The sequence below is a fragment of the Streptomyces sp. NPDC043176 genome, from assembly GCF_056436715.1.
Genome location: NZ_JBWKCA010000001.1, coordinates 451,580 through 471,060 on the forward strand (window position 1 = coordinate 451,580; position 19,481 = coordinate 471,060).

Below are 19,481 nucleotides of genomic sequence, written 5' to 3' on the forward strand. Positions count from 1 at the left end.
GCACCACGGAGGACCAGCGTGAACCTGCTGCTTGCCGAGGTGGCCCAGGCCACCCAGCGGCTGGCCGACGCCGGCGTTCCCTCACCGCGTTTCGACGCCGAGGAGCTCGCCGCGTTCGTGCACAGCGTCAAGCGGGGGGAGCTGCACAACGTCAAGGACGCGGACTTCGACGCCCGCTACTGGGAGGCGGTCGCCCGCCGCGAGGCGCGCGAACCGCTCCAGCACATCACCGGCCGGGCGTTCTTCCGCTACCTGGAGCTCCAGGTGGGCCCCGGCGTCTTCGTGCCCCGCCCCGAGACCGAGTCGGTCGTCGGCTGGGCGATAGACGCCGTACGCGCCATGGACGTCGTCGAACCGCTCATCGTCGACCTGTGCACCGGCTCCGGGGCGATCGCCCTCGCCATGGCCCAGGAGGTCCCGCGCTCCCGGGTGCACGCCGTCGAACTCTCCGACGACGCCCTCGTCTGGACCCGCAAGAACGCCGAGGGCTCCCGCGTCACCGTCCACCAGGGCGACGCGCTCAGCGCCCTCCCGGAGCTGGACGGCCAGGTCGACCTGGTCATCTCCAACCCGCCGTACATCCCGCTCACCGAGTGGGAGTACGTGGCACCCGAGGCCCGTGACCACGACCCGGAGATGGCCCTCTTCTCCGGCGAGGACGGCCTCGACACCATCCGCGGCATCGAGCGCACCGCCCACCGCCTGCTGCGCCCCGGCGGCCTCGTCGTCATCGAGCACGCGGACACCCAGGGCGGGCAGGTCCCGTGGATCTTCAACGAAGAGGCCGGCTGGGCCGACGCCGCCGACCACCCGGACCTGAACAACCGGCCGCGCTTCGCGACCGCCCGCAAGGCAATGCCATGACCAAGCAGCACGCGAACGAGGAGGCCGGGAACTGATGGCACGGCGATACGACTGCAACGAGGCGACCGACCGCGTGACCGGTCTGCGCGAAGCCGCGTCCGCCGTCCGCCGGGGCGAGCTGGTCGTGCTGCCCACCGACACCGTGTACGGGATCGGGGCGGACGCCTTCAGCAGCGAGGCCGTCGCGGACCTGCTCGCCGCCAAGGGCCGGGGCCGCAACATGCCCACGCCCGTGCTCATCGGCTCCCCGAACACCCTCCACGGCCTGGTCACCGACTTCTCCGAGCAGGCCTGGGAGCTCGTCGACGCCTTCTGGCCCGGCGCGCTCACCCTCGTCGCCAAGCACCAGCCGTCCCTCCAGTGGGACCTCGGCGACACCCGCGGGACCGTCGCCATCCGTATGCCGCTGCACCCGGTCGCGATCGAGCTGCTCACCGAGGTCGGCCCCATGGCCGTCTCCTCGGCCAACCTCACCGGCCACCCGTCGCCCGAGGACTGCGACGCGGCCCAGCAGATGCTCGGCGACTCCGTCTCCGTCTACCTCGACGGCGGCCCGACGCCCGGCATCGTCCCCTCGTCCATCGTCGACGTCACGGGCAAGGTGCCGGTGCTGCTGCGCGAGGGCGCGCTGTCCCCGGAGGAGCTCCGGAAGGTCGTACCCGACCTCGAGGTGGCCAGTTGACCGCCCCTGAGGGGCGTGGCATAGCGGGGTTCGACGACAGCAGCACCTTCCGCATCCTCCACGTCAGCACCGGCAACGTCTGCCGCTCGCCGATCACCGAGCGGCTGACCCGCCATGCCCTGTGCGACCGCCTGGGCGATCCCCTCGGCGGCGGCCTGATCGTGGAGAGCGCCGGGACCTGGGGCCATGAGGGCGCCCCCATGGAGGCCAACGCCGAGCTGGTCCTCGCCGACTTCGGCGCCGACTACAGCGGCTTCGTGGGCCGCGAGCTCCTCGACGAGCACGTCATCCGCGCCGACCTCGTCCTCACGGCGACCCGCGACCACCGGGCCCAGGTCATCTCCATGGGCCACTCGGCCGGACTGCGCACCTTCACCCTGAAGGAGTTCACCCGCCTGGTCCGCGCCATCGACCCCGCCACCCTGCCGGACCCCCGTGACGAGGGCATGGTCGAACGCGCCCGTGCCCTGGTCCGCGCTGCTGCCGCTCTACGCGGGTGGCTCCTGGCCCCCTCCGTCGACGCCGACGAGGTCAACGACCCCTACGGCGCCCCCATCACCTTCTTCCGCTCCATCGGCGACGAGATCAACCAGGCCCTCGACCCCGTCGTCACCGCCCTGACGGGCGTCTCGGCCAAGCGCTGACGGGCGGTCCCCTGCGGCGCCGGGAATCGTCGACGGGCGGGGGTGCGGGGGCGCGCCTACATTGGTGGCATGCCGGTCACCGCGCCCCCCGATGAGGATCTCGACGTCCTGCGCCGGCAGGACCCGGAGATCGCCGACGTGCTGCTGGGGGAGGTGCGCCGGCAGGCGGACAGTCTGCAGCTGATCGCGGCGGAGAACTTCACGTCGCCGGCGGTGCTGGCGGCGCTGGGGTCGCCGCTCGCCAACAAGTACGCCGAGGGGTATCCGGGGGCGCGCCACCACGGCGGCTGCGAGTACGTCGACGCGGCGGAGCGGATCGCCGTGGAACGGGCCACCGCGCTCTTCGGAGCCGACCACGCGAACGTCCAGTCCCACTCGGGCTCCTCGGCCGTCCTGGCGGCGTACGCGGCCCTTCTGAGGCCCGGTGACACGGTCCTGGCGATGGGACTCGACCACGGCGGGCACCTGACGCACGGGTCGCCCGCCAACTTCTCCGGCCGGTGGTTCGACTTCGTGCCGTACGGCGTCGACGCCGAGACCGGGCTCGTCGACTACGAGCAGGTCGCCGCGCTCGCCCGCCACCACCGCCCCAAGGCGATCGTCTGCGGCTCGATCTCGTACCCCCGCCACCTCGACTACGCGGTCTTCCGCGAGATCGCCGACGAGATCGGCGCCTACCTCATCGCCGACGCGGCGCACCCCATCGGCCTGGTCGCCGGGGGAGCGGCCCCCAACCCCGTCCCGTACGCCGACGTGGTCTGCGCGACCACGCACAAGGTGCTGCGCGGCCCGCGCGGCGGAATGATCCTGTGCGACAGGGAGCTGGCGGGCCGGATCGACCGCGCGGTGTTCCCGTTCACCCAGGGCGGCGCCCAGATGCACACGATCGCGGCGAAGGCGGTGGCCTTCGGCGAGGCGTCCACCCCGGCGTTCACCGCGTACGCCCATCAGGTGGTGGAACACGCGAAGGTGCTCGCCGCCGCGCTCGCCGCGGAGGGCTTCGCGGTGACGACCGGCGGCACGGACACCCACCTCATCACCGCGGACCCGTCCCCCCTCGGCGTGGACGGCCGCACGGCCCGCGCCCGGCTCGCCGCCGCCGGCGTGGTGCTCGACACCTGTGCCCTGCCCCACGGCGAGGGCCGCGGGATCCGGCTCGGCACGGCGGCCGTCACCACGCAGGGGATGGGCGCCCCGGAGATGGCCAGGATCGCCGCGCTGTTCACCGTGGCCCTGCGGAATGACGCCGGGGAGACGGCCAGGGTACGGGCGGAGGTACGCGAGCTGACCGGCCGATTTCCCCCGTATGGAGGCTGAGCGGGGACCGGGCGCAACCGTTCGGGGGGCCCCGGTGTCTCAGACCACATGGATGGCACGGCTAGGGTGTGGGGCTGAGATGGCCAGCGATTCCTGTGGGGCAGCCCGTGCGTGATTACCTGCTGACGCTCTGTGTCACGGCCGCGGTGACCTATCTGCTCACCGGTCCGGTGCGGAAGTTCGCCATCGCGACCGGGGCGATGCCGGAGATCCGCGCCCGCGACGTACACCGAGAACCGACTCCGCGGCTCGGTGGCATCGCCATGTTCTTCGGGCTGTGCGCGGGACTCCTCGTCGCCGCCCACCTGCAGAACCTGAGCAGCGTCTTCGAGCTGTCCAACGAGCCCCGCGCGCTGCTCTCCGGGGCGGCGCTGATCTGGCTGATCGGCGTCCTCGACGACAAGTTCGAGCTGGACGCGCTGATCAAGCTCGGCGCGCAGATGATCTCCGCGGGCGTGATGGTCGCGCAGGGTCTGACGATCCTGTGGCTGCCGATCCCCGGCGTCGGCACGGTCGCCCTGACCCCGGGGCAGGGCACGCTCCTCACGGTCGCCCTGGTCGTCCTCACCATCAACGCGGTGAACTTCGTCGACGGTCTCGACGGCCTCGCCGCCGGCATGGTCTGCATCGCAGCCGCGGCCTTCTTCCTGTACGCGTACCGCCTCTGGTACGGCTACACGATCGAGGCGGCCGCCCCCGCGACGCTCTTCGCGGCCATCCTCATGGGCATGTGCCTGGGCTTCCTGCCGCACAACATGCACCCGGCGCGGATCTTCATGGGCGACTCGGGGTCGATGCTGATCGGCCTGATCCTGGCGGCCTCGGCCATCTCGATCACCGGGCAGGTCGACCCGGACGTGCTGAAGCTGTTCGAGGGCTCGACCCGCGAGGCCACGCACGCCGCCCTGCCCGTCTTCATCCCGCTCGTGCTGCCGCTGACGATCATCGCGATCCCGATGGCGGACCTGGTCCTCGCGATCGTGCGCCGTACGTGGAAGGGCCAGTCGCCGTTCGCCGCCGACCGCGGCCACCTGCACCACCGGCTCCTGGAGATCGGGCACTCGCACAGCCGGGCGGTGCTGATCATGTACTTCTGGTCGGCCCTGATCGCCTTCGGGACGCTGGCCTACTCGGTGCACTCGACGTCGATGTGGATCGTCCTCGGCGTCGTCGCGCTGAGCGCCATCGGCCTGGTGCTGCTCCTGCTGCCGCGGTTCTCCCCGCGCGCGCCCCGCTGGGCCGAGTCCGTCGTGCCGCCCCGTTACCGCCGGCGCAAGCGGATTTCGGTGCCGGAGCCCGTCGTGGAGGCCCCGATGGTCGAGGAAGAGCGGATTCCGGTCCCCGCGGGGATCAACGGAGCCACCGCCATCGGCAACCGCGCGCGCTTCCCCGACCGGCGGAAGGCCGGAACGCCGAGTTGACGAAAGCCGCATTCGCGGCCATTACCAGACGGAACGCCCCCGTGTCGCGCACACACGCGCGCCATCACACTCATGTGTGACGGTTGGCACACCTTATGGGTAAAGACCTATTCAAATAGTTTGTGATACCGTTCACGAGACCCGGCGACAGTGCCGAAAGACCGTAGTGCGACGGTCTGTTGGCCCCGAGACCCACCTCGGACCGGGCTTACGCTCGTCCATGACGACACCATCGCCCCCTCCATCAAAAGCGGAGACACCGCCATGCCGTCCAACGACGTACGCACCCTGCTGCACACCGCCGTACCCACCGCTGCCGTCGGCGCCATCGCCACGGTCGTCAGCGGGGTGGTCGCCGGTGGCAAGGGTGCGCTCGGCGCGGTCGCCGGCACCCTGGTCGTGATCCTCTTCATGGGCGTGGGGCTCGTGGTGCTCCAGCGGACGGCGAAGTCGCTGCCGCAGCTGTTCCAGGCCATGGGGCTCATGCTCTACACGGCCCAACTGCTGCTGCTCTTCATCTTCCTGGCCTTGTTCAAGGACACGACGCTGTTCGACTTCAAGGCCTTCGCCTTCACGCTGCTGGCGACGACCGTGGTGTGGGTCGCCGCGCAGGCCCGGGCCTACATGAAGGCCAAGATCATGTACGTCGAGCCCGAGAAGTCGGGGTCGAAGCAGTGAAGGGTAGGGCCGGGATAAAGCCGCGTTCGGCTTCCTGCTATCGTCCGGTGCCAACTGCGGCACTGCGGGCGCGGGCATCCGAGACGCCTGTCCCAGCGCGAGGCTCGATGCCGAACCGCCGCCCCCTTATCCGTAAGACCAGTCCAGTGCCGACCCGCGGCTGCGTGCCGCGCCGACACAACGAGGTTGCCGTACCTATGCGCCACGCTGAAGGAGCCCGCGGTGAGTGCTGACCAGACGCTTGCCTTCGACCCGGATTGCCACATCTTCACCGGATGTGGCTTCCCGGCGCCGGGCCTGCACACGTTCATGTACGAGCCCATCTTCTCCGTGGGTGGCTTCGACTTCACCAAGCCGATGCTGCTCGCCATCCTGGGTTCGCTCGTGGTCGTCGGGTTCTTCTGGGCCGCCTTCAACAAGCCCAAGCTGATCCCCGGCAAGATGCAGATGGTCGGCGAGGCCGGGTACGACTTCGTGCGCCGCGGCATCGTCTACGAGATCATCGGCAAGAAGGACGGCGAGAAGTACGTCCCGCTGATGGTGTCGCTGTTCTTCTTCGTGTGGATGCTCAACCTCTGGTCGATCATCCCGCTCGCCCAGTTCCCGGTCACCTCGCTGATCGCCTTCCCGGCGGCCCTCGCGCTGATCGTGTACGTCCTCTGGGTCTCGCTGACCTTCAAGAAGCACGGCTTCGTCGGCGGCTGGAAGAACATCGTCGGCTACGACAAGTCGCTCGGCCCGATCCTTCCCCTGGTCGTCGTCCTCGAGTTCTTCTCGAACCTGCTCATCCGGCCCTTCACGCACGCGGTCCGACTGTTCGCGAACATGTTCGCCGGTCACCTGCTCATCGTGATGTTCTCGCTTGCCACCTGGTACCTCATGAACGGCCTGGGCTTCGTCTACGCCGGCGCCTCGTTCGTGATGGTCCTCGTGATGACCGCCTTCGAGCTCTTCATCCAGGCCGTCCAGGCGTACGTCTTCGTCCTCCTGGCCTGCAGCTACGTCCAGGGCGCGCTCTCCGAGCACCACTGAGTCCGGCCCTGACCGGCAGCACCACCCCCAAACCAACAGTCGTCCGGTGGCCAACCCCCACCGGGTCCTTGAAAGAGAAGGAAGAACCGGCATGTCCGCTCTCGAGACTCTCGCCGCCGTCAACGGAAACGTCGCCTCCATCGGCTACGGCCTCGCGGCCATCGGCCCCGGCGTCGGCGTCGGCATCATCTTCGGTAACGGCACCCAGGCCCTCGCCCGTCAGCCCGAGGCGGCCGGCCTGATCCGCACCAACCAGATCATGGGTTTCGCGTTCTGTGAGGCGCTCGCCCTCATCGGCATCGTCATGGGCTTCGTCTACAAGTAAGCCGGACCGACAGCCCCACTTTTACGGAAGGCACTGATGTGAACGCTCTGCTTCTTGCGGAAGCGGCGGAGGAGCAGCCCCCGCTCATCCCGCATCTCGACGAGCTCGTCATCGGCCTGATCGCCTTCGTCATCGTCTTCGGGTTCCTCGCCAAGAAGCTCCTCCCGAACATCAACAAGGTTCTGGAAGAGCGCCGCGAGGCCATCGAGGGTGGCATCGAGAAGGCCGAGTCGGCCCAGATCGAGGCTCAGAGCGTGCTGGAGCAGTACAAGGCCCAGCTCGCCGAGGCCCGCCACGAGGCCGCGCGTCTTCGCCAGGAGGCGACGGAGCAGGGCACCGCGATCATCCAGGAGATGAAGGCGGAGGGCCAGCGCCAGCGCGAGGAGATCATCGCGGCCGGTCACACGCAGATCGAGGCCGACCGCAAGGCCGCGTCCGCGTCGCTGCGTCAGGACGTGGGCAAGCTCGCCACCGACCTGGCCGGCAAGCTGGTCGGCGAGTCCCTCGAGGACGTCGCCCGCCAGAGCCGCACGATCGACCGCTTCCTCGAAGAGCTCGAGGAGAAGGCCGAGGCCGTCCGATGAACGGAGCGAGCCGCGAGGCACTGGCCGCCGCCCGTGAGTCCCTCGACGCTCTGACCGACAACACGTCGGTCGACGCGACGAAGCTCGCGGACGAGCTGGCCGCCGTCACCACGCTGCTCCACCGCGAGGTGTCGCTGCGCCGGGTCCTGACCGACCCCGCACAGTCGGGTGAGGCCAAGGCCGAGCTCGCGCAGCGACTCCTGAGCGGTCAGGTGGGTGGCGAGACCGTCGACCTGGTCTCGGGCATGGTGCGTTCCCGTTGGTCGCGCTCGCGTGACCTGGTCGACGCGGTCGAGGAGCTGGCGAACATCGCCGACCTCACCGCGGCGCAGAAGGCGGGCGCGCTCGACGGCGTCGAGGACGAGCTGTTCCGCTTCGGCCGGATCGTGTCCTCCAGCAACGAGCTCCGCTCGGCGCTGACGGACAAGGCCGCCACGGCCACCGCCAAGGGCGAGCTGCTCCGCAGCCTGCTCGGCGGCAAGGCCCACGCGTCGACCGAGCGCCTGGTCGTCCGTCTGGTGACCCAGCCCCGGGGACGTAGCCTGGAAGCGGGACTCGAGTCCCTGTCCAAGCTCGCCGCGGCGCGCCGGGACCGGATGGTCGCCGTCGTCACCTCGGCGGTGCCGCTGTCCGACCAGCAGAAGCAGCGTCTCGGTGCCGTCCTGGCCAAGCTGTACGGCCGCCAGATGCACCTGAACCTGGACGTGGACCCCGCGGTCCTCGGCGGGATCACCGTGCAGGTCGGCGACGAGGTCATCAACGGCTCGATCGCGGAGCGCCTCGACGAGGCGACCCGCCGACTGGCCGGCTGACGGCAGCCACCGCAGCACACAGCTACACAGCATCACCAGCGGCCCGGTTGGGCCGTGCAGAGATTGCAGAAGATTCCTGGGGGTCGGCCCCCAGACCCCTTAAGAAACTTCGGGCCCAACAAGGAGAGCAGGGAACCCAGATGGCGGAGCTCACGATCCGGCCGGAGGAGATCCGGGACGCACTGGAGAACTTTGTCCAGTCGTACCAGCCGGACGCGGCCTCGCGCGAGGAGGTCGGCACGGTCAGCCTGGCCGGTGACGGTATCGCGAAGATCGAGGGTCTTCCCTCGGCCATGGCGAACGAGCTGCTGAAGTTCGAGGACGGGACCCTCGGTCTCGCGCTGAACCTCGAAGAGCGCGAGATCGGTGCGATCGTCCTCGGCGAGTTCAGCGGTATCGAGGAGGGACAGTCGGTGCAGCGCACCGGCGAGGTCCTCTCCGTCGGTGTCGGTGAGGGATACCTGGGTCGCGTCGTCGACCCGCTCGGCAACCCGATCGACGGTCTCGGCGAGATCGCGACCGAGGGCCGCCGCGCCCTCGAGCTGCAGGCCCCGGGCGTTATGGCCCGTAAGTCGGTGCACGAGCCGATGGAGACCGGCTACAAGGCCGTCGACGCCATGACGCCGGTCGGCCGCGGCCAGCGTCAGCTGATCATCGGCGACCGCCAGACCGGCAAGACCGCGCTGTGCATCGACACGATCATCAACCAGCGCGACAACTGGCGCTCGGGCGACGTGAACAAGCAGGTCCGCTGCATCTACGTCGCCGTGGGCCAGAAGGGCTCGACCATCGCGTCCGTTCGCGGCGCCCTGGAAGAGGCCGGCGCGCTCGAGTACACGACGATCGTCGCCGCCCCGGCGTCCGACCCGGCCGGCTTCAAGTACCTGGCGCCGTACACCGGTTCCGCCATCGGTCAGCACTGGATGTACCAGGGCAAGCACGTCCTGATCGTCTTCGACGACCTGTCGAAGCAGGCCGACGCCTACCGCGCCGTGTCGCTGCTGCTGCGCCGCCCGCCGGGCCGTGAGGCCTACCCGGGTGACGTCTTCTACCTGCACTCGCGTCTCCTCGAGCGCTGCGCGAAGCTCTCGGACGAGCTCGGTGCCGGTTCGATGACGGGTCTGCCGATCGTCGAGACCAAGGCGAACGACGTGTCGGCGTTCATCCCGACCAACGTCATCTCCATCACCGACGGCCAGTGCTTCCTGGAGTCCGACCTGTTCAACGCCGGCCAGCGTCCGGCCCTGAACGTCGGTATCTCGGTCTCCCGTGTCGGTGGCTCCGCCCAGCACAAGGCGATGAAGCAGATCTCCGGTCGCCTCCGTGTCGACCTCGCCCAGTTCCGTGAGCTGGAGGCGTTCGCCGCCTTCGGTTCCGACCTGGACGCGGCGTCGAAGGCGCAGCTGGAGCGCGGTCAGCGGATGGTCGAGCTGCTCAAGCAGGCTCAGTACCAGCCGATGCCCACCGAGAACCAGGTCGTCTCCGTCTGGGCCGGCACCACCGGCAAGATGGACGACGTCCCGGTCGCCGACATCCGTCGCTTCGAGGCCGAGCTCCTGGCGTACCTGCGCCAGAACCACTCGGGTCTCATGACCTCCATCCGTGAGGGCGGCAAGATGTCGGACGACACCCTGCAGTCCGTCGGTGACGCCATCGCGGAGTTCAAGAAGCAGTTCGAGACCTCTGACGGCAAGCTGCTGGGCGAGGACGCTCCTGCCGCCGTCAACGTCTCGAAGTGACGACGGAAGGGACCTGACTCATGGGAGCGCAGCTCCGGGTCTACAAGCGTCGCATCAAATCCGTCACCGCGACGAAGAAGATCACCAAGGCGATGGAGATGATCGCCGCCTCGCGTGTCGTCAAGGCGCAGCGCAAGGTGCAGGCGTCGACTCCGTACGCGACCGAGCTGACGCGCGCGGTCACGGCGGTGGCCACGGGTGCGAACGACAAGCACCCGCTGACCACCGAGGCGGAGAACCCGGTCCGCGCCGCGGTCCTGCTCCTCTCGAGCGACCGCGGTCTGGCCGGTGCCTTCAACTCCAACGCCATCAAGGCGGCGGAGAAGCTGACGGCGAAGCTCGAGGCGGAAGGTCGCGAGGTCACGATCTACGTCGTCGGCCGTCGTGGCATCGCGCACTACAACTTCCGTGAGCGGAAGCTGGCCGGCACGTGGACCGGGTTCACGGACCAGCCGTCGTACGGCGACGCCAAGACGATCGCGGCTCCGCTGATCGAGGCGATCGAGAAGGACACGGCGGAGGGCGGCGTGGACGAGCTCCACATCGTCTACACCGAGTTCGTCTCGATGATGACGCAGACGGCGGTCGAGGCCCGGCTGCTGCCCCTCAGCCTCGACGAGGTGGCGAAGGAGGCCGGCGACACGGACACGCTCCGTCCGCTGTACGACTTCGAGCCGTCGGCGGAGGACGTCCTCGACGCCCTGCTGCCCCGGTACGTCGAGAGCCGGATCTACAACGCGCTGCTCCAGTCGGCCGCCTCCAAGCACGCCGCCACGCGCCGCGCGATGAAGTCGGCGACCGACAACGCGGGAGACTTGATCAACAACCTCTCCCGACTTGCCAACGCGGCCCGCCAGGCCGAAATCACCCAGGAAATCAGCGAGATCGTCGGTGGCACCGCAGCCCTGGCCGACGCGACCGCGGGGAGTGACAAGTAATGACGACCACTGTTGAGACGGCCGCCGCCACGGGCCGCGTCGCCCGGGTCATCGGCCCGGTCGTCGACGTGGAGTTCCCCGTCGACGCGATGCCGGAGATCTACAACGCGCTGAACGTCGAGGTTCCGGACCCGGCCGAGGAGGGCGCGACCAAGACGCTGACCCTCGAGGTCGCCCAGCACCTCGGTGACGGCGTCGTCCGCACCATCTCCATGCAGCCCACCGACGGTCTGGTCCGCCAGGCCCCGGTGACCGACACGGGCACGGGCATCACCGTCCCGGTCGGTGACGCCACCAAGGGCCGCGTGTTCAACACGCTGGGCCAGGTGCTGAACGCCGACGAGTCCACCGTGGCCGACGCGCCGCGCTGGACGATCCACCGCAAGGCCCCGGCCTTCGACCAGCTCGAGTCCAAGACCGAGATGTTCGAGACCGGCCTGAAGGTCGTCGACCTCCTCACCCCGTACGTCAAGGGTGGAAAGATCGGTCTGTTCGGTGGTGCCGGTGTCGGCAAGACCGTTCTGATCCAGGAGATGATCGTCCGTGTGGCCAAGCTGCACGACGGTGTCTCCGTCTTCGCGGGCGTCGGCGAGCGCACCCGTGAGGGCAACGACCTCATGGTCGAGATGGAGGAGGCCGGCGTTCTCGACAAGACCGCGCTGGTCTTCGGCCAGATGGACGAGCCCCCGGGCACCCGTCTGCGCGTGGCCCTCGCCGGTCTGACCATGGCGGAGTACTTCCGCGATGTGCAGAAGCAGGACGTGCTGTTCTTCATCGACAACATCTTCCGCTTCACCCAGGCCGGTTCCGAGGTCTCCACGCTGCTCGGCCGCATGCCCTCCGCGGTGGGTTACCAGCCGAACCTGGCCGACGAGATGGGTCTCCTCCAGGAGCGCATCACGTCGACCCGTGGTCACTCGATCACCTCGATGCAGGCGATCTACGTCCCCGCGGACGACCTGACCGACCCGGCTCCGGCTACCACCTTCGCCCACCTCGACGCGACGACGGTTCTCTCCCGTCCGATCTCCGAGAAGGGCATCTACCCGGCCGTGGACCCGCTGGACTCCACGTCCCGGATCCTGGACCCGCGCTACATCGCGCAGGACCACTACGACGCCGCCACGCGCGTCAAGGGAATCCTGCAGAAGTACAAGGACCTCCAGGACATCATCGCGATCCTCGGTATCGACGAGCTGAGCGAGGAGGACAAGCTCGTTGTCCACCGCGCCCGCCGTGTCGAGCGCTTCCTGTCCCAGAACACCCACGCGGCGAAGCAGTTCACCGGTGTGGACGGTTCGGACGTTCCGCTCGACGAGTCGATCGCCGCGTTCAACGCGATCTGCGACGGTGAGTACGACCACTTCCCCGAGCAGGCGTTCTTCATGTGCGGTGGTCTTGAGGACCTCAAGAACAACGCCAAGGAGCTCGGCGTCTCCTGAGCCCCGTGCTCGCCCGAGGGGGGCGGGATCCGTCCCGCCCCCCTCACCACGCCCCCTAGAATTGACCCCAACACCCGGCACGACCGCCGGGTGGTGACCCGAGGAGCCACCCTTGGCTGCTGAGCTGCACGTCGAGCTGGTCGCCGCGGACCGGAGTGTCTGGTCCGGCGAGGCCACCCTGGTCATCGCGCGTACCACCTCCGGCGACATCGGCGTCATGCCCGGCCACCAGCCGCTGCTCGGTGTGCTGGAGTCGGGCCCGGTGACCATCCGTACGAGTGAGGGCGGGACCGTCGTCGCCGCCGTCCACGGCGGATTCATCTCGTTCGCCGACGACAAGCTGTCTCTGCTCGCGGAGATCTGCGAGCTGGCGGACGAGATCGACGCCCAGCGCGCCGAGCGCGCGCTGGAGCGTGCGAAGACGGGCGAGGACGCCGCCGCCGAGCGGCGCGCCGAGGTCCGGCTGCGCGCGGTGTCGGTCCGCTGACGGTCCGCACCGACTGGTAGTGCCCTCAGCCGCGGCACGGTCCGGATGATTCCGGACCGTGCCGCGGCTGAGGCGATGCATATGCAGGTTGTATTCGGTTCTGCCGGCCGTGCCGGCTACGGGACGCAGCGAGGAGGTCGGTGAAGATGTTCCTCGCTCTGCTCGTGTGCGGCCTGGTCGTCGCACTGGTGGTGATCGGGCTCTTCGTCTTCGGCTTGCGCCGGAGACTGATCCAGCGTGCCGGCGGCACCTTCGACTGTTCCCTGCGCTGGGACATCCCCGACGAGCCGGATCCGACCGGCAAGGGCTGGGTGTACGGCGTCGCCCGCTACAGCGGTGACGAGATCGCCTGGTTCCGTGTCTTCTCGTACGCGCCCCGCCCGCGCCGGGTGCTCGAGCGCTCGTCCATCGTGGCCCTGGAGCGCCGGATGCCGGAGGGCGAGGAGGAGCTCGCGCTGCTCTCCGACGCGGTGATCCAGCCCTGCATGTACGAGGGAGTGCGGCTGGAGCTCGCGATGAGCGAGGACGCCCGCACCGGCTTCATGGCCTGGCTCGAGGCGGCGCCTCCCGGGCAACGGGTGAACGTCGCGTAGGACGTGAGAAGCGGGGGACGGCGTGCTGCACCGTCCCCCGCTTCGGCGTTTTCCCGGAGGGGCTAGTTCAGGCCGGTGTTGATGGCGCCGACGAGCTCGCCGTTGCCGGCGTCACCGCTGAACTCCCAGAAGAACGCGCCGCCCAGGCCCTGGTTCTTCGCCCAGCCCATCTTGGACGTGACCGTGGCCGGGGTGTCGTAGCTCCACCAGTTGCTGCCGCACTTGGCGTACGCCGTGCCCGCGATGGTGCCGGTGGACGGGCAGGAGTTCTTCAGCACCTTGTAGTCCTCGATGCCCTGCTCGTAGGTGCCCGGCGCGGGGCCGGTCGCCGTGCCGCCGGGGGTCGCCTGGGTGACGCCGGTCCAGCCGCGCCCGTAGAAGCCGATGCCGAGCAGCAGCTTCTTGGCCGGGACGCCCTGCGCCTTGAACTTGGCGATCGCGTCGGCGGAGTTGAAGCCCGCCTGCGGGATGCCGGCGTACGAGGTGAGCGGGGAGTGCGGGGCCGTCGGGCCCTGGGCCGCCCAGGCGCCGAAGAAGTCGTACGTCATGACGTTGAACCAGTTCATGTACTGCGCGGCGCCCGCGTAGTCGGTGGCGTCGATCTTGCCGCCGGCGGAGCCGTCGGCCGTGACGGCCGCGGTGACGAGGTAGTTGGCGCCGAACTTGGCGCGCATCGCCTGCATCATGTTCTTGAAGGCCGCGGGGCCGCTGGTGTCGCAGCTGAGGCCGCAGGCGTTGGGGTACTCCCAGTCCAGGTCGATGCCGTCGAAGACGTCGGCCCAGCGCGGGTCCTCGATCAGGTCGTAGCAGGACTGCGCGAAGGCGGTCGGGTTCTGCACGGCCTGGCCGAAGCCGCCGGACCAGGTCCAGCCGCCGAAGGACCAGAGGACCTTGATGTTCGGGTAGGCCTTCTTCAGCTTGCGGAGCTGGTTGAAGTTGCCGCGCAGCGGCTGGTCCCAGGTGTCGGCGACGCCGTCGACGGACTGGTCGGCGGTGTAGGCCTTGTCGTAGTCGGCGTAGGCGTCGCCGATGGTGCACTTGCCGCCCTGGACGTTGCCGAAGGCGTAGTTGATGTGCGTGATCTTGGACGCGGAGCCCGAGGTCACGATGTTCTTCACGTGGTAGTTGCGGCCGTAGACGCCCCAGTTGGTGAAGTAGCCCATCTTCACGGCGTTCGGCAGGGGCTGGCCTCCGCCGCCGCCGGTGGTGCGGACGGCGACCGGGCCGGCGGCGGGGCCGGTCTGGTCGGCGGTGTCGCGGGCGACGACCGTGTAGCTGTAGTCGGTGCCGGCGGTGAGGCCCTGGTCGGTGTGGGTGAGGCCGGTGACCGTGGCGATCCTGGTGCCGTCGCGCAGGACGTCGTAGTTCTTGACGCCCTTGTCGTCGGTGGCCGCGGGCCAGGTGAGCTTCGCCGAGGTGTCGGTGATGCCGGAGGCGACGGGCGTGCCGGGGGCCGAGGGCGGGTTGTCGCCGGGCTGGGTGGTGCCGTCGCAGGCGGCGCCGTTGATCTTACAGCCGCTCGGCGCGCCCGGGCCTGCGCCGTTGTAGCCGAAGGAGACGGAGGCGCCGGGGGCGAGGGTGCCGTTCCAGCCGACGTTCTTGGCGGTCCAGTGGGTGCCGGAGCTGGTGACGGTGGCGTCCCAGGCGGAGGTGACCGAGGTGCCGGCGGGGTAGTCCCACTCGACGGTCCAGGAGCTGATGGTGGTGGTGCCGGTGTTCTTGATGGTCCAGTTGGCGCCGAAGCCGGTGCCCCAGTCGGACGTCTTCGTGTAGGTCGCCGTGGCCGAGGTGGCCGCTTCGGCGGGGGTGGCGAGGCCGACCATGGCGGCCAGCGGCAGGATCAGGGCGGTCAGGCCGGCGGCGGCCCGGCGTCTGAACCCTGATCTGCGCGTCGGTGCTTGAGTGCTCAACGGTGCTCCTCAAGTTGCGGACGGACAAGGTGGGGGTGGTCCGTGAAGATGCGCGCGCCCCGCGAGCGTAGGAAGGTCTGGACCAATCGTCAAGAGGTCCAGACCAACGTCGGCGTTCTCGGGTCAGACCCCCAACTCCTGTGCCAGCACCGCCGCTTGGACCCTGCTCTTCAGCCCCAGCTTCCCCAGGACCTTGCTGACGTGCGTCTTCACCGTCGCCTCCGCCATGTCCAGCCGTACGGCGATCTCCGCGTTCGACAGCCCGCCGCCCAACGCGGACAGCACCTCGCGCTCCCGGGGCGTCAGCGCCTCCAGCACGGCGGGATCCGTTCCCGAGGACGCCCGCGCCGGCCGCCCGGTCGCGGCGAACTCCGCGATGAGCCGCCGCGTCACCGCCGGGGCGATCAGGCCCTCGCCGCGCGCCACCGTCCGCACCGCCTCGATCAGCTCGCGCGCGTCCGCGTTCTTGAGCAGGAAGCCGGCCGCCCCGGCGCGCAGCGCCCCGAACACGTACGCGTCCAGATCGAAGGTGGTCAGCACCAGGACGTCCGCCAGGCCCTCCGCGACCACGATCCCCGTCGCCGTCACACCGTCCATCCGGGGCATCTGCACGTCCATCAGGACCAGGTCCGGACGGAGTTCGCGCGCCAGCTCGACGGCCCGCTCCCCGTCGGCCGCCTCCCCGACCACCTCGATGTCCGGGGTGCTGCCCAGGATGAGCACCAGCCCCGCCCGTACCGCGCTCTGGTCCTCGGCGACCACCACCCGCACCGTCATGCCCGCTCCTCGTCGCTCGCGGCCACCGGCAGTTCCGCCCGCACCCGCCACCGTTCGCTTCCCTCGTCGTCCGCCACCGGACCCGCCTCGAAGACCCCGCCGAGCAGGGCCACCCGTTCCCGCATCCCCACCAGACCCGCCCCCGAACCGGGCGCGGTCGGGCCGGGACGTTCCCCGCACCGACTCGTCACCTCGACCGTCAGCGCCCCCGGCGGGCGGGAGAGCGCCACCCGGACCTCGCCCGGCGCCGCGTGCTTCAGGGCGTTGGTCAGGGACTCCTGCACGATCCTGTACGCGGCCAGCTCCACCGGCGCCGGCAGGCCGTTCGCCTGCTCCCGGGTGTCGACCAGGGCGAAGACCAGCCCGCTCGACCCCCCGTTCGCGCGCGCCTGCGCGATCAGGGCGTCCACACCGGCGAGCGTGGGTGCGGCGGCCGGCTCCGCGTCCCCGCTGCTGTCCCGGAGGAGACCGATGAGCCGCCGCATCTCCGCCAGGCCCGCCACGCTGTTCTCCCGGATCACGGTCAGCGCCTGCCGGGTGGTGGCCGGCTCGTCGAGCGAGAGCGCCGCCGTGGAGTGGATGGCGATCGCCGAGAGGTGGTTGGCCACCATGTCGTGCAGCTCGCGCGCCATCCGGGCGCGCTCGGCCACCACCGCCTGCGCCCGGTCCATCTCGGCCAGCAGCGCCGTCTGCTCGGCCCGCAGCCGGGCCGCCTCCGCCGCCTCCCGGTGGTTGCGGACGATCGCGCCGGTCACCGCGGGCAGGAACGAGAGCATGCCCGTGACCACCCCGACGAGGAGCGCGATGGCGTTCTGCCACCAGACGAGGAAGCCGACCGTCACACCGACCGTGATCAGCGCCGTGGTGTAGGGGATGCGGCGGGCCGCCGCGGGGGAGCCGTACACGACGGCCGCGTAGACCACGTCCGTGAACATCAGGACCGTGAGCAGGTTCCCGTTGGTGAACTGGTCCGCCGTGATCGCGAGGGTGGCGACGGTCAGCGCGGTCTGCGGCAGCGTCCGGCGCACCACCTCCGTCGCGGACATCACCACGAGCGGCACCAGCGCCGCCCACCGCTGGTCGAAGACGCGGTCGCCCGTCGTGTAGAGACCGTACGACCACAGGAGCAGCCCGCAGGCGAGCCCCGAGAGGGCGATGAGCAGGTCGGTGCGGTGCGGGCGGGGGAGTGTCACGTACCCATCCAACACGCCCCCGAGGGCCGGGACCTCCTCGTCCGGGCCGATCCGCGCCGCCGCCCGTCTCCGCCGAAGGATGTAGGCGGACTTCCTCAACGGCGACGACGAACCGGGCCCGGCGGCACGGGACGCTGAGGGGGAACCGAAAGGGGAACCGTCGTGATCGTCACGCTGATCGTCGTCTGCGAGGTCGGTTTCTGGGTCCTGCTCGCCGCCGGGCTCGGCGCTCGCTACCTGCTGCGGATGCCCCGACTGGGCATGGCGCTCCTCCTGTGCGAGCCGCTCCTGGAGGTCCTGCTCCTCGTCGTCACCGCGATCGACCTCAAGAACGGGGCCGACCCCAGCTGGAAGCACGGCCTCGCCGCCGTCTACATCGGCTACACCGTCGGCCACGGCCACCGGACGGTGAAGTGGCTCGACGGCCATGCCGCCCGCCGCTTCGGCGGCGCGCCGCCGCCCGTCGGCCCGCCGCGGTACGGCAGGGCGCGCGCCCGTCACGAGGGCGAGATCTGGCTCGGCTCGGTCGTCGCCGCCGCCGTCGCCTCCGGTCTGCTGCTCCTCGCCGCCTGGTACGTCGGCGACGACGGGGACACCGGGTCGCTGCGGAGCTGGATCTTCTTCGCCTGGCGGGCGGTCGGCATCCACGGCCTGATCGCGCTCAGCTACGCGATCTGGCCGAAGAAGCCGCCGACCGGCGGGTCAGCGGTCCCCGCCCGGGACCCAGAGGACGTCGCCGACCTCCTTGTTCGCCGTCCGGGCAAGGATGAAGAGCAGGTCCGATAGCCGGTTGAGGTACGTGGCGGTCAGGGCGTTCATCGTCTCGCCGTGCGCCTCCAGGGCGGCCCAGGTGGAGCGCTCCGCCCGCCGGACCACCGTGCACGCCTGGTGCAGCAGTGCCGCACCGGGCGTGCCGCCGGGCAGGATGAAGGAGCGCAGCTTCTCCAGGCCCTCCAGGAAGCGGTCGCAGTCGGCCTCCAGCTTGTCGACGTAGCTCTGCTCGACCCGGAGCGGCGGGTACTCCGGGTCCTCCACCACCGGGGTGCAGAGGTCCGCGCCGACGTCGAACAGGTCGTTCTGGACGCGGACGAGGACCTTCACGACCTCCTCGTCGAGCCGCCCGAGGGCGACGGCCGTGCCGATGGCGGCGTTGGCCTCGTTGGCGTCGGCGTACGCCGAGATCCGCAGGTCCGTCTTGGCGGTCCTGCTCATGTCGCCGAGGGCCGTCGTGCCCTGGTCGCCGGTACGGGTGTAGATGCGCGTCAGATTGACCATGGGACCAGCCTAGTTACGCACCGGCGCTCCGGAACGTCCGTGTGCCGACCGTCACGGCCAGCGCCGTCGTCCCGAGGGCGACGAGGACGCCGTACAGCATGGCCGGGGTCGTGTAGTGGCCGATGTACGCCTCCCGCACCGCGTCGACCAGATAGCGGAACGGCACGAGGTGGGAGAGCGCGTCCAGCCAGCCGGGGGCGAGGGCCATCGGCAGCATCAGGCCCGACAGCAGCATCGCGGGCATGGCGAGCGTGTTGATCGCCGGGCCGAACTCCTGCGGGCTGGGGAGCCTGAGGGCCAGGGTGTACGAGAGGGCGGCGAGCGCCGCGGAGAGCAGGGCGACGAAGCCGAAGCCGACGAGGACGCCGGCCACCGGCGCCCGCAGGCCCATCGGGATCGCCGCCAGGACCAGCAGCACGGCCTGGAAGACGAAGAGCGCCGCGTCGCGCAGGATCCGCCCGAGGAGCAGGCCGAGCCGGCTCACCGGGGTGACCCGCATCCGGTCGAACACTCCCCAGTCCTTCTCCATGATGAGCGAGAAGCCGGCGAACGAGGCTCCGAAGAGGCCGAGTTGGAGGAGCAGGCCGGGGACGAGGATCTGCCAGGAGTCGCCCTCGCGTCCCAGCGGGAGTCCGGTGAGCAGCGGCCCGAAGAGGAGCAGGTAGAGCAGCGGCATCAGGGCGCCGAAGAAGATCTGGAAGGGGGAGCGCAGGGTCTGGCGGGCGTACCGCCCGAAGACGAGTGCGGTGTCGTGGAGGAGCATCCGGG

General features: G+C 70.0%; 21 protein-coding genes. 16 read left to right on the forward strand and 5 right to left on the reverse strand.

Translation table 11 applies throughout. The features are described from left to right. Nucleotides 1–18: 18 nt before the first annotated feature. The 15 genes from prmC (at nucleotide 19) to AC067A_RS02080 (ending at nucleotide 13,558) form a co-directional block, all read left to right on the forward strand. The gene (prmC, locus tag AC067A_RS02010) at nucleotides 19–864 is read left to right on the forward strand and encodes a peptide chain release factor N(5)-glutamine methyltransferase (protein ID WP_478613188.1); all 846 of its coding nucleotides are present in this window, start codon (nucleotides 19–21) and stop codon (nucleotides 862–864) included. A gap of 34 nt (nucleotides 865–898) precedes the next feature. After that, nucleotides 899–1,546, forward strand: coding sequence for an L-threonylcarbamoyladenylate synthase (locus AC067A_RS02015; protein ID WP_376485069.1), 648 nt, complete (start codon nucleotides 899–901; stop codon nucleotides 1,544–1,546). After that, nucleotides 1,543–2,190, forward strand: a complete 648-nt coding sequence (locus tag AC067A_RS02020) for an arsenate reductase/protein-tyrosine-phosphatase family protein (RefSeq protein WP_478613193.1) — start codon at nucleotides 1,543–1,545, stop codon at nucleotides 2,188–2,190. Before AC067A_RS02015 ends, AC067A_RS02020 begins: the two co-directional genes overlap by 4 nt. 69 nt (nucleotides 2,191–2,259) lie before the next feature. Beyond that, nucleotides 2,260–3,507, forward strand: coding sequence for a serine hydroxymethyltransferase (locus AC067A_RS02025; RefSeq protein ID WP_478613196.1), 1,248 nt, complete (start codon nucleotides 2,260–2,262; stop codon nucleotides 3,505–3,507). Between the two features lie 107 nt (nucleotides 3,508–3,614). Then, nucleotides 3,615–4,928, forward strand: coding sequence for an MraY family glycosyltransferase (locus AC067A_RS02030; protein ID WP_478613199.1), 1,314 nt, complete (start codon nucleotides 3,615–3,617; stop codon nucleotides 4,926–4,928). 264 nt (nucleotides 4,929–5,192) lie between these two features. Beyond that, nucleotides 5,193–5,606, forward strand: coding sequence for a hypothetical protein (locus AC067A_RS02035; protein WP_478613201.1), 414 nt, complete (start codon nucleotides 5,193–5,195; stop codon nucleotides 5,604–5,606). 222 nt (nucleotides 5,607–5,828) lie between these two features. Beyond that, nucleotides 5,829–6,638, forward strand: coding sequence for a F0F1 ATP synthase subunit A (gene atpB / locus AC067A_RS02040; RefSeq protein ID WP_033206787.1), 810 nt, complete (start codon nucleotides 5,829–5,831; stop codon nucleotides 6,636–6,638). A 91-nt stretch (nucleotides 6,639–6,729) separates the two neighbouring features. Next, nucleotides 6,730–6,963 (forward strand): ATP synthase F0 subunit C, encoded by a 234-nt coding sequence (atpE, locus tag AC067A_RS02045; RefSeq protein ID WP_010474382.1) that lies wholly within the window; start codon nucleotides 6,730–6,732, stop codon nucleotides 6,961–6,963. 38 nt (nucleotides 6,964–7,001) lie between these two features. Then, on the forward strand, nucleotides 7,002–7,547 hold the full coding sequence (locus tag AC067A_RS02050) for a F0F1 ATP synthase subunit B (RefSeq protein WP_478613205.1): 546 nt from the start codon (nucleotides 7,002–7,004) through the stop codon (nucleotides 7,545–7,547). Then, nucleotides 7,544–8,359: a F0F1 ATP synthase subunit delta gene (locus AC067A_RS02055; RefSeq protein WP_478613207.1), complete on the forward strand. Its 816-nt coding sequence runs from the start codon at nucleotides 7,544–7,546 to the stop codon at nucleotides 8,357–8,359. Before AC067A_RS02050 ends, AC067A_RS02055 begins: the two co-directional genes overlap by 4 nt. A gap of 140 nt (nucleotides 8,360–8,499) precedes the next feature. Further along, complete coding sequence (atpA, locus tag AC067A_RS02060) at nucleotides 8,500–10,098, forward strand: F0F1 ATP synthase subunit alpha (protein WP_478613209.1); 1,599 nt, start codon at nucleotides 8,500–8,502, stop codon at nucleotides 10,096–10,098. 20 nt (nucleotides 10,099–10,118) lie between these two features. Beyond that, nucleotides 10,119–11,036 carry a F0F1 ATP synthase subunit gamma gene (locus tag AC067A_RS02065; protein ID WP_017236134.1) on the forward strand — a complete coding sequence of 306 codons (918 nt, stop codon included), beginning with the start codon at nucleotides 10,119–10,121 and terminating at the stop codon, nucleotides 11,034–11,036. Further along, nucleotides 11,036–12,478, forward strand: coding sequence for a F0F1 ATP synthase subunit beta (atpD, locus tag AC067A_RS02070; RefSeq protein ID WP_017236133.1), 1,443 nt, complete (start codon nucleotides 11,036–11,038; stop codon nucleotides 12,476–12,478). The genes AC067A_RS02065 and atpD overlap by 1 nt, the downstream gene beginning before the upstream one ends. A gap of 112 nt (nucleotides 12,479–12,590) precedes the next feature. Further along, entirely contained in the window at nucleotides 12,591–12,965 is a 375-nt protein-coding gene (locus AC067A_RS02075; RefSeq protein ID WP_478613213.1) for a F0F1 ATP synthase subunit epsilon, read from the forward strand. 146 nt (nucleotides 12,966–13,111) lie between these two features. Continuing rightward, nucleotides 13,112–13,558 (forward strand): DUF2550 domain-containing protein, encoded by a 447-nt coding sequence (locus tag AC067A_RS02080; RefSeq protein ID WP_453513719.1) that lies wholly within the window; start codon nucleotides 13,112–13,114, stop codon nucleotides 13,556–13,558. Between the two features lie 62 nt (nucleotides 13,559–13,620). Here the strand turns inward: AC067A_RS02080 and AC067A_RS02085 are convergent, their stop codons facing one another. From AC067A_RS02085 to AC067A_RS02095, 3 genes are all read right to left on the reverse strand, one after another. Continuing rightward, the gene (locus tag AC067A_RS02085) at nucleotides 13,621–15,468 is read right to left on the reverse strand and encodes a glycosyl hydrolase family 18 protein (RefSeq protein ID WP_478613218.1); all 1,848 of its coding nucleotides are present in this window, start codon (nucleotides 15,466–15,468) and stop codon (nucleotides 13,621–13,623) included. A 123-nt stretch (nucleotides 15,469–15,591) separates the two neighbouring features. Further along, the gene (locus AC067A_RS02090; protein WP_478613221.1) at nucleotides 15,592–16,245 is read right to left on the reverse strand and encodes a response regulator; all 654 of its coding nucleotides are present in this window, start codon (nucleotides 16,243–16,245) and stop codon (nucleotides 15,592–15,594) included. Next, nucleotides 16,242–17,438: a sensor histidine kinase gene (locus AC067A_RS02095; RefSeq protein WP_478613223.1), complete on the reverse strand. Its 1,197-nt coding sequence runs from the start codon at nucleotides 17,436–17,438 to the stop codon at nucleotides 16,242–16,244. Before AC067A_RS02095 ends, AC067A_RS02090 begins: the two co-directional genes overlap by 4 nt. Before the next feature lie 162 nt (nucleotides 17,439–17,600). Between AC067A_RS02095 and AC067A_RS02100 the strand changes: the two genes are divergently transcribed. Next, entirely contained in the window at nucleotides 17,601–18,224 is a 624-nt protein-coding gene (locus AC067A_RS02100) for a hypothetical protein (protein ID WP_478613226.1), read from the forward strand. On the opposite strand, the gene AC067A_RS02105 is transcribed toward AC067A_RS02100, so the two are convergent. Continuing rightward, nucleotides 18,141–18,713, reverse strand: a complete 573-nt coding sequence (locus AC067A_RS02105; protein ID WP_478613228.1) for a cob(I)yrinic acid a,c-diamide adenosyltransferase — start codon at nucleotides 18,711–18,713, stop codon at nucleotides 18,141–18,143. The genes AC067A_RS02100 and AC067A_RS02105 overlap by 84 nt on opposite strands. 13 nt (nucleotides 18,714–18,726) lie before the next feature. Continuing rightward, nucleotides 18,727–19,476, reverse strand: a complete 750-nt coding sequence (locus AC067A_RS02110) for an ABC transporter permease (RefSeq protein ID WP_478613231.1) — start codon at nucleotides 19,474–19,476, stop codon at nucleotides 18,727–18,729. Nucleotides 19,477–19,481: the final 5 nt, after the last annotated feature.